We start from the raw sequence: 8,119 nt of genomic DNA, 5'->3' as shown, positions 1-8,119 counted from the left end.
TCCCCGCGAGAGAACTTCTCTTCGATCTCCCGCACCTTCGGGGTGATCATTTCGATGAGCATCTCATCGACGCGGGTCTTTTTCATCGCTCGCTCCGCTCTGCAAGTCGGTCGAAGGGGGCAGGCACAGAGGTTTGGGGCGGAATCCGTGCGGAAAGTTCCGCGCTAAATTCCGCGCTCACCACGTCCGCGGCGTAAAGCCTGGCTGGTTTCTCACCACCACGTCGTCGTCCGCTTGCACGAGCACATAAAGCCCTTGCTTTTCGGCATAGCGCACCACCTCATCAGGTGCCCCCATCGCCGCTACCGCCCCATGCAAAAGCTTATCGGCATACTCGGGAAACGCCGCTTTGAAGCGCGAAAGGCGCTCGAGGTGTTCGTCGACATCATCGGTAGTGAGGCGGCTTTTGCATTCCACTGCGATCGCATGGTCGCCGTTGATCACCAAAAGGTCGATCTCCATCACCGTTTGCCCCGCGTCGTCACGCGCGCGCACATTCGGCATCACCCGATGCACCGGAATGCCTTGCTCTTGAAAGAGACGCACCACCGCAGGTTCGACCATGTCCTGCACGAACTGCCCCAGGCGGTTCCCCAGGCGCCCCAATTGGCGCTCGAGCGCACGGATCCGGCGGTCAGTTTCCTGCATGCGGCGGTCGGTTTCCTGCATGCGGCGGTCGGTCTCTTTGCTCTGCTCGGCAAGACCCAAAATCATCGCTTTGAGGTCGTCCCAAGAGATTTCAGCGGCGGTGGTCATGGTTTAAGCGCCCCTTTCACGAAAGGCAGCCGAAATATTCTAGCACCGGCATCTGATCCGGGTGGTGGCGCAGCCAGCGGATCCGGGCGACATCAAAATCCGCAGCAAGCAAGCGCCATTTTGAGTCCAATCAAAAACAGCACCAACGCAAGAGCCGTTCGTAAAAACGTGTGGGGCAAGCGCACCGAGAGCATGGCGCCAGCCAATACCGCTGGAATCGAGCCGATCAAGAGGTTACCCAGCAGCGTAAAATCGACGTTGCCAATCGCCAGATGGCCTACACCTGCACACACAGTCAGCGGAATGGCATGGACGATGTCCGTGGCGATCAGTCGCGGCGGGGTTAGGCGAAAGGGGTAGAGGTAAGTCAGCAGCACTGCCCCCAGAGCGCCAGCGCCCACAGAGGTAAGGGTGACCAGCACCCCCAGTAGCGCTCCGGCAGCCACCGTGAGAGGCATTTGCACGGTTTTGAAACGGTGCGCTTTTTGGGTGCGCCATTTTTGTCCGAGCGCGTGAAGGGGTTTATGCAGAAGCAGCCCCACCGCGGTGACGAGCACGGCAACGGCGATCACCCCTTTGAGGAACGCAACCGTCGCGGCGGTGATCGGAGCGTAGTGAATCGCCAACAAGGTAAGGCCCGCTGCCGGCAAGCTCCCCATCCAGAGGCGGCGCGCAACGCCCCAATCGATCAATCCGTGCGCGTGGTGCGCACGCGAAGCAAAGAGCTTGGTGAGCGCAGAAAACCAGAGGTCGGTACCCACCGCGGTGAACGGGTTTACACCAAAGAAGAGAAGCAGGATTGGCGTCATCAGCGCGCCACCACCAACCCCGGTCAATCCAACCACAAAACCGGTGAGTGCCCCCGCCGCGATCAACGTTGGGTCAAGCATGGTCACGCTTCGCTCACGGTGGTGTCTGTTCTGAATGAGCGCTGATGGTCGGGATGAGTTTTGCCAAAATGGCTTGCGCGGCTGCATCGGGCGCCATTTGGCTCGTGTCGATGCGCAGGTCCGGCGCTTGCGGCGGTTCATACGGCGACTGGATGCCAGTCATGTTCGGGATGAGTCCCGCGCGCGCTTTGCGGTAGAGCCCTTTCGGGTCGCGGCTTTCGCAGACTTCCAGCGGTGCGTCGATGAAGACTTCAAGAAACCGTTCGGCGCCGATGATTTCGCGCGCCATCTGCCGCTCGGCGCAAAACGGACTGATGAGCGCAACGATCACGACCAACCCCGCATCGGTCATCAGTTTTGCCACTTCTGCGGCGCGGCGGATGTTTTCGACCCGGTCGGCATCGGTAAAACCAAGGTCACGGTTGAGTCCAGTGCGCAGATTGTCACCATCGAGCAGGTACGTGCGCACCCCTTGGGCATACAGTTGCCGTTCCAAGAGATCGGCAATCGTCGATTTTCCAGCGCCTGAAAGGCCAGTAAGCCAGACAACCTGCGCCCGATGGCCGTTTAGCCGTTCGCGTGCCGCGCGGTTAATGGTGTGGGCATGAGGGTGGAGATTTTCTGCACGCCGCAGACTGTGGCGGACAAGCCCCGCGGCAACGGTCGCGTTGGTGAAGCGATCTACCAGAATAAAGCCGCCCAGCGCTGGGAACGTCTCGAACGGGGTAAGCGCAAGCGGCGCGCTAAAGGAGAGAGTCACCTCGGCGATGTCGTTCATCGCAAGCGTTTTGGTTGCCTCTTCCGCACCCGTATCGACGTTGCGCCGCCCCTTGATCGCGGTGAGGATGGCGCTGCCCCACTGCGATCCGATCTTTATCGCATATTGACGTCCTACGAGCCCCGCCTCTTTGGCGTCGAGCCAAATAAGCGTGGCAGCGATTTGGTCGGTCACCTGCACAGGACCTTCAGGGGCAAGCCAATTGGGGGAAAGAAGCAGGTCGCCGCGGCTGATGTCCAGCTCATGACTGAGCCGCAGAAGGACCGGCTGCGGGGCGGCAAGAGCGCCCGCGATCGGCTTACCCGCTCCGTAGCATTCGCACACCTCAGCGGTAAGCCGAGTGCGCGCCACCAGCAACCTATCCCCTACGCTAAGCCGCCCAGCAATAAGCGGTCCCGCATAGCCGCGAAAGTCGCTATGGGGACGGGCAACCCATTGGACAGGGACGACTGCGCCGGTAGCAGGCAGATTGCGGCCCGGTGTATGGGTTGCTGCCGTTGGCACCGTTTCAAGCCAACCCAGGAGCGTCGGGCCGCGGTACCAGGCCATCTTGCTGCTTCGTGTTGCGACATTATCCCCGGCAAGCGCTGAAACCGGGATAGCGGTCACCTCGGTAAGGCCAAGCGTTGCGGCAAAAGCCGTAAAGGTTTGGGCCAGTTCCCGATAACGCGCTTCGGCATAAGCAACCGTGTCCATTTTGTTGATCGCAAGCGCCACGTGGCGGATACCCATTAACGCAACCAACCGGGCATGGCGCTTCGTCTGGGTGAGGATCCCTTTGCGGGCGTCGACAAGGATTACCGCTGCTTCGGCCTGGGACGCTGCGGTAACCATGTTACGGGTATACTGTTCGTGCCCTGGGCTATCGGCGACGATGAATTTGCGTCGCGGTGTCGCAAAATATCGGTACGCAACGTCGATGGTGATCCCTTGCTCGCGTTCCGCTGAGAGACCGTCGAAAAGCAGCGCAAAGTCCAGTCCTCCGCCTGTGGTGCCGAAACGTTGCGATTCCGCTGTGAGTGCGGCCAGCTGGTCGGCGTAGATCGCACCGGTTTCGTAAAGGAGCCGCCCCATCAAGGTACTTTTGCCGTCATCGACGCTGCCGCACGTCAGAAAGCGCAACAGGTCTTGTTCGTGTTGCGCGTGCCACCACGCTGGGGCAGTGGTGACCGAGTCGAATTGTCTTTCGGCGGGTTGTGCGCGGCTTTGCCCTAGGTTTGGCGTCATCGTGTCCATCAGAAGTACCCCTCGATTTTCTTGCGCTCCATCGCGGCCGGTTCATCGGCGTCAATCAACCGCCCCTGCCGCTCCGAGCTGCGAGCGGTCAGGAGCTCTTCGATGATCGCTTCCAGGGTGGTGGCGCTAGACTCCACGGCCGCAGTCAGGGGGTAGCACCCCAACGTGCGAAAGCGCACGGTACGCAACTCGATCGTTTCGCCAGGAAGCAGACGGAATCGGTCGTCGTCGACCACAAAGATTTGCCCGTTGCGCACCACGGTGGGACGCGGCGCCGCGAAGTAGAGCGGCACAACCGGCAAGCCCTCTAGGTAGAGGTATTGCCAGATATCGCGTTCGGTCCAGTTCGAGAGCGGAAAGACCCGAAAGGATTCACCACGCGCTTTGCGGGTATTGAAGGTGCGCCACAGTTCGGGGCGTTGCCCCTTGGGGTCCCAGCGGTGGTCTGCGGTGCGCAGCGAAAAAATCCGCTCTTTGGCGCGCGCTTTTTCCTCGTCACGCCGCGCGCCGCCAAAGACGACGTCGAACCGGTATTGAGAGAGCGCCTGTTTGAGCGCTTCGGTTTTGGCGATCTGGGTGTGAAGCGCTGAGCCATGGTCAAAGGGGTTGATCCCTTTTTCCCGCACTTCCGGGTTCGTATAGACGATGAGCTCAAAGCCCCATGCCTGAGCGATGGCGTCGCGAAAGGCGTACATTTCGCGGAATTTCCAGGTGGTGTCAACGTGAAGCAGCGGAAACGGCGCTGGTGCCGGCGCAAAGGCCTTGCGCGCCAGATGCAACATCACCGTGCTGTCTTTGCCAATCGAGTAGAGCATCACCGGCCGTTCTGCTTCCGCAACGGCTTCGCGCAAAATGTAGATACTCTCCTCCTCCAGCCGCTTGAGGTGCGGCGTAAGCGGCAAGCGGGGGTGAACGGTAAATAGCTCTGCGGGAATCACCGGTGGATAAGCGAACCACGGCAGAGTGACGTTCGCAGGGAGTTGCCCCATCGTTGTGGCTTTACGCAACACTGGGACCAGTGCGCCATGCGGAAAGAGGGTAAGCGGCCGAACGCCAAAATGGTCGATGAGTTGCTGAAGAGCGACCAGCAGCGCAGCGTCGCGCCCTGACTGTGCATCTGGGCGCACCACGACCCACCAGCGCGCCCCCCGTCCGTCGTTTGCCAACAAGAGCCGTTTGCCTTCAACTTCCGCTTCTTGCAAAAAAAGCACCTTGTCTCGTCGTGCGCGAGCCGTCTCTGCCGCCCATGCAGCGACCACACGGGTAACCGGCCGCCCCCTTTCATCGGTCAGCCCCTCTGCGGTAAGCGGCGACGGCAACAGCCGCTCCAGTTGGCGGTGCAACGCGCGGCGCGCCGCGTCCGTTGTACAGGATTCCAGGAGCGCGGCGCTACTGCCGACGCAGTCAAACGAAAAAAGGGTTGTTATCATTTGCAAAAACCGGTTTTACTATGCAAGAGGCACTCATTTTAGCTAAATTTTCAAAAAACGCAATAGGTTTTTGCAAATTACGACATGGTTGTCCGTCGCGAAGATCTGACGTAGTATTGCCGTTCTGCGCAAAAGAGGAGAGAGAGGGTGGCGCTTAGCGAAGTCGATATCGACGCACTGCTCAAACTGGCCTGGGCAGCGGGTGAAGAGATCCTGGCGGTTTACCGCGCAGGCGGCGCAGTGTGGCGCAAAGGGGACGATTCCCCATTGACCGAGGCGGATCTTCGTGCCGACGAAGTAATCCGCTCGGGGTTAGCCAAGTTGTTTGCCGGCGTTCCCGTGATTTCCGAAGAGTCGGCGCTCGAATCTTCGGCCGCGTCGTTGGCGCAAGACGCGCTGATTCTGGTTGACCCTTTGGACGGCACCAAAGAATTTTTGCAGCGCAACGATCAGTTCACCGTCAATATCGGGTGGATCGAAAAAGGCGAACCGATTGCGGGCGTCGTCGTTGCGCCTGCGCTGGGGGTAGGGTACTTCGCGGTGCGCGGGCTGGGCGCGTTTCGCACGAGCAGCAAAGGGGTCTTCCCCATCACGACGCAACCGTGGCATCCCGATAAGCCGCTGCGCGTCATTGCCAGCCGCGCCCACGGCAGCGATCGACTCACGGAATGGCTCAACCATCTGCCGCTTGCCCACACACTGACCACCGCGGGAAGTTCCTTGAAATTTTGCCGCATTGCCGAAGGTTCGGCCGATCTCTATCCCAGACTGGGACCGACCTGCCAATGGGATACCGCGGCAGCGCACGCAATTTTGGCGGCAGCCGGCGGAATCGTGACGGATATTGCCGGAACGGCGCTGCGCTACGGGGTCGATCGTCCCATGCGCAACCCCGACTTCGTCGCCGCTGGCGATCCGGTCGGCTTGCGCGCCCTTTTGGGAGGGGAGATCCCCCCATTTCGTGTCCACGAGCCTTGCGCGCTGCGCGCGACCACCCCAGCGGACAAAGTGGCGGACGGCTTGGCGGATTGATTGCCGATGTGCGACAATCGCCTCTAGCTGCTGCGCGGCACAGAGAACACGGCGCAGAAGGGGAGGAAGCTGAGCGTGCAGCGAAACAGTTACTGGCTTTATTGGCTTCATACTGCTGCGTCGCACTGGCCTGCGTCCCGAAAAAAGGGGGCGCTCATGCTCTGCGACGCGTTGCTGCTCGTTGTGATCAGCGGGCTCACCCTTTTCGTGCTCACCCCAGAGCTAACCCTCCTTCAGTGGGGGGCTGCTTGGTTGGGGTCGCTCGCTGCGGCGGTGGGCGTCTTTCACACGTTCGGACTCTATCGCCAAATCATCCGCTATATCACCGAGCAGGCGCTCTTCACGTTGCTGAAAGCGGTGCTTGCCACGACCTTCCTCTGGCTGGTCTGGTTGCGCATCCTCTTTCCCGACTGGCCGCTTTTCCGGCTGGGGCTTGCGGGATGGGTCTTTGGCGTTTCGTTGGTGACGTTGGTCGGCGCCCTGCGCTTTGGGTTGCGTGCGCTTCTTTGGCGTCCGTTGCAGCACCAGTACAGTGGGCGGCAGGCGTTCATTTACGGCGCCAACGACGCCGGCTGGCAATTGGTTTCGGCGTTGCGGCAGAGCAAGGAGATTTTTCCCGCGGCGTTCGTCGATGACGATCCTGCGGTGATCGGCAAAGAGTTTGGTGGGTTGCCGGTCTATGCGCCGGATGAGATTCCATTGCTTTTGCGGCGATACCAGATCCAGGAGGCGATCGTTGCGTTGCCCCACGCCTCGGAATACAAACGGCGTCAGGTGATCGAACGGCTGACGCAGCACAACCTGCGGGTTCGGGTGATGCCGCCAGTGGCCGATTTCACTGCGGGGCGCTACCTTCCGCGCATCGTGCGGGAAGTCGATGTGGGCGATCTGCTGGGGCGCAACCGCGTGCAACCCGATTTGTCGCTGCTTCAAAGGTCGGTGGCTGGGCGCAGCGTGATGGTCACGGGCGCAGGCGGATCGATTGGAAGCGAACTCTGCCGACAGATCGCGCTATTGGGACCGAAACGGCTGGTTTTGGTCGAAGCCAACGAATTTGCCCTCTACCGGGTGCAACAAGAGCTGCTGGAGATGGGGTTCAGCGCGCTGGTCCCCGCATTGGGTACCGTAGAGGATCAGCCGTGGCTGGAAGGGCTGCTCGCGCAACACCGAATCTGCACCGTCTTTCATGCTGCTGCCTATAAGCATGTGCCGCTGGTCGAGCAGAATTTGATCTCCGGCGTGCGCAACAACGTGATCGGTAGCGCACGCGTCGTTGCGGCGTGCCGCGCGCAAGGGGTTTCGCGCTTTGTGCTGATCTCCAGTGACAAAGCCGTGCACCCCAGCAACGTAATGGGCGCGACCAAGCGCTGGGCGGAACTGATCACCCTGGCGGCTGCGCATCAGGAGCGCGCGCGCGGCAACGCCTACTGTGTGGTGCGATTTGGCAACGTCTTGGGTTCGTCGGGATCGGTGGTGCCGCTTTTTCAGCGGCAGATTCTGCGCGGCGGGCCGATCACGGTGACCCACCCCGAGGTGACGCGCTACTTCATGTCGATCCACGAAGCGGTGGAGCTGGTGCTGCAAGCAAGCAGCATCGCGCAAGGGGGGGAAGTCTTTCTGCTCGACATGGGGGAACCGGTGGCGATCCTGGACCTTGCGCGCAAACTGATTCGCCTTGCGGGGCTCAGCGAACGCACCGAACAGAACCCAGACGGCGACATCGAAATCATCTTTACCGGCTTGCGCCCCGGGGAGAAGCTGCACGAAACGTTGGTGATCGGGGAAAACGTGCAGCCCACGCAACACCCCAAAATCCGCCGCGCAATCGAACCCTTTTGGGAAGAGGCGGCGTTGCAGCCCTACCTTGCCGCGTTGCAGCAGGCGATTCAGTGGCGCGAAGGGGAGAGCGTGCGCGCGGTGCTCTTTGCCATCCTCAGCGAAAAGACCCCTTTTTGCGCGGAAACGCCGCCGCAGTAGAAACGCCCCCCTCCCGGCGG

6 protein-coding genes are annotated in these 8,119 nt (G+C 61.0%); 2 read left to right on the top strand and 4 right to left on the bottom strand.

The features are described from left to right. Window positions 1–177 precede the first annotated feature (177 nt). The 4 genes from KUL93_RS09350 to cysD all read right to left on the bottom strand — a co-directional run bounded on the left by KUL93_RS09350 (window position 178) and on the right by cysD (window position 5,090). Window positions 178–756: a DUF3782 domain-containing protein gene (locus tag KUL93_RS09350; protein ID WP_217126785.1), complete on the bottom strand. Its 579-nt coding sequence runs from the start codon at window positions 754–756 to the stop codon at window positions 178–180. A 92-nt stretch (window positions 757–848) separates the two neighbouring features. Further along, entirely contained in the window at window positions 849–1,646 is a 798-nt protein-coding gene (locus tag KUL93_RS09345) for a sulfite exporter TauE/SafE family protein (protein ID WP_249419402.1), read from the bottom strand. A 13-nt stretch (window positions 1,647–1,659) separates the two neighbouring features. Continuing rightward, on the bottom strand, window positions 1,660–3,651 hold the full coding sequence (gene cysC, locus KUL93_RS09340) for an adenylyl-sulfate kinase (RefSeq protein WP_430408211.1): 1,992 nt from the start codon (window positions 3,649–3,651) through the stop codon (window positions 1,660–1,662). 8 nt (window positions 3,652–3,659) lie between these two features. After that, the gene (cysD, locus tag KUL93_RS09335; RefSeq protein ID WP_249419398.1) at window positions 3,660–5,090 is read right to left on the bottom strand and encodes a sulfate adenylyltransferase subunit CysD; all 1,431 of its coding nucleotides are present in this window, start codon (window positions 5,088–5,090) and stop codon (window positions 3,660–3,662) included. A gap of 147 nt (window positions 5,091–5,237) precedes the next feature. On the opposite strand from cysD, the gene cysQ reads away from it, so the two are divergent. Next, window positions 5,238–6,122: a 3'(2'),5'-bisphosphate nucleotidase CysQ gene (cysQ, locus tag KUL93_RS09330; protein WP_217126782.1), complete on the top strand. Its 885-nt coding sequence runs from the start codon at window positions 5,238–5,240 to the stop codon at window positions 6,120–6,122. A 75-nt stretch (window positions 6,123–6,197) separates the two neighbouring features. Then, complete coding sequence (locus KUL93_RS09325) at window positions 6,198–8,099, top strand: polysaccharide biosynthesis protein (RefSeq protein WP_217126781.1); 1,902 nt, start codon at window positions 6,198–6,200, stop codon at window positions 8,097–8,099. The last annotated feature ends 20 nt before the right edge of the window (window positions 8,100–8,119 follow it).

The organism is Hydrogenophilus thiooxidans (assembly GCF_019049855.1).
Taxonomy (GTDB): Bacteria; Pseudomonadota; Gammaproteobacteria; order Burkholderiales; family Rhodocyclaceae; genus Hydrogenophilus; species Hydrogenophilus thiooxidans.
This window is presented reverse-complemented; position numbering and strand designations above follow the sequence as displayed.

Coding starts and splice junctions, on each gene's coding strand:
- KUL93_RS09350 (WP_217126785.1), bottom strand. CDS start 756: ATGACCACCGCCGCTGAAATCTCTTGGGACGACCTCAAAGCGATGATT.
- KUL93_RS09345 (WP_249419402.1), bottom strand. CDS start 1,646: ATGCTTGACCCAACGTTGATCGCGGCGGGGGCACTCACCGGTTTTGTG.
- cysC (WP_430408211.1), bottom strand. CDS start 3,651: ATGACGCCAAACCTAGGGCAAAGCCGCGCACAACCCGCCGAAAGACAA.
- cysD (WP_249419398.1), bottom strand. CDS start 5,090: ATGATAACAACCCTTTTTTCGTTTGACTGCGTCGGCAGTAGCGCCGCG.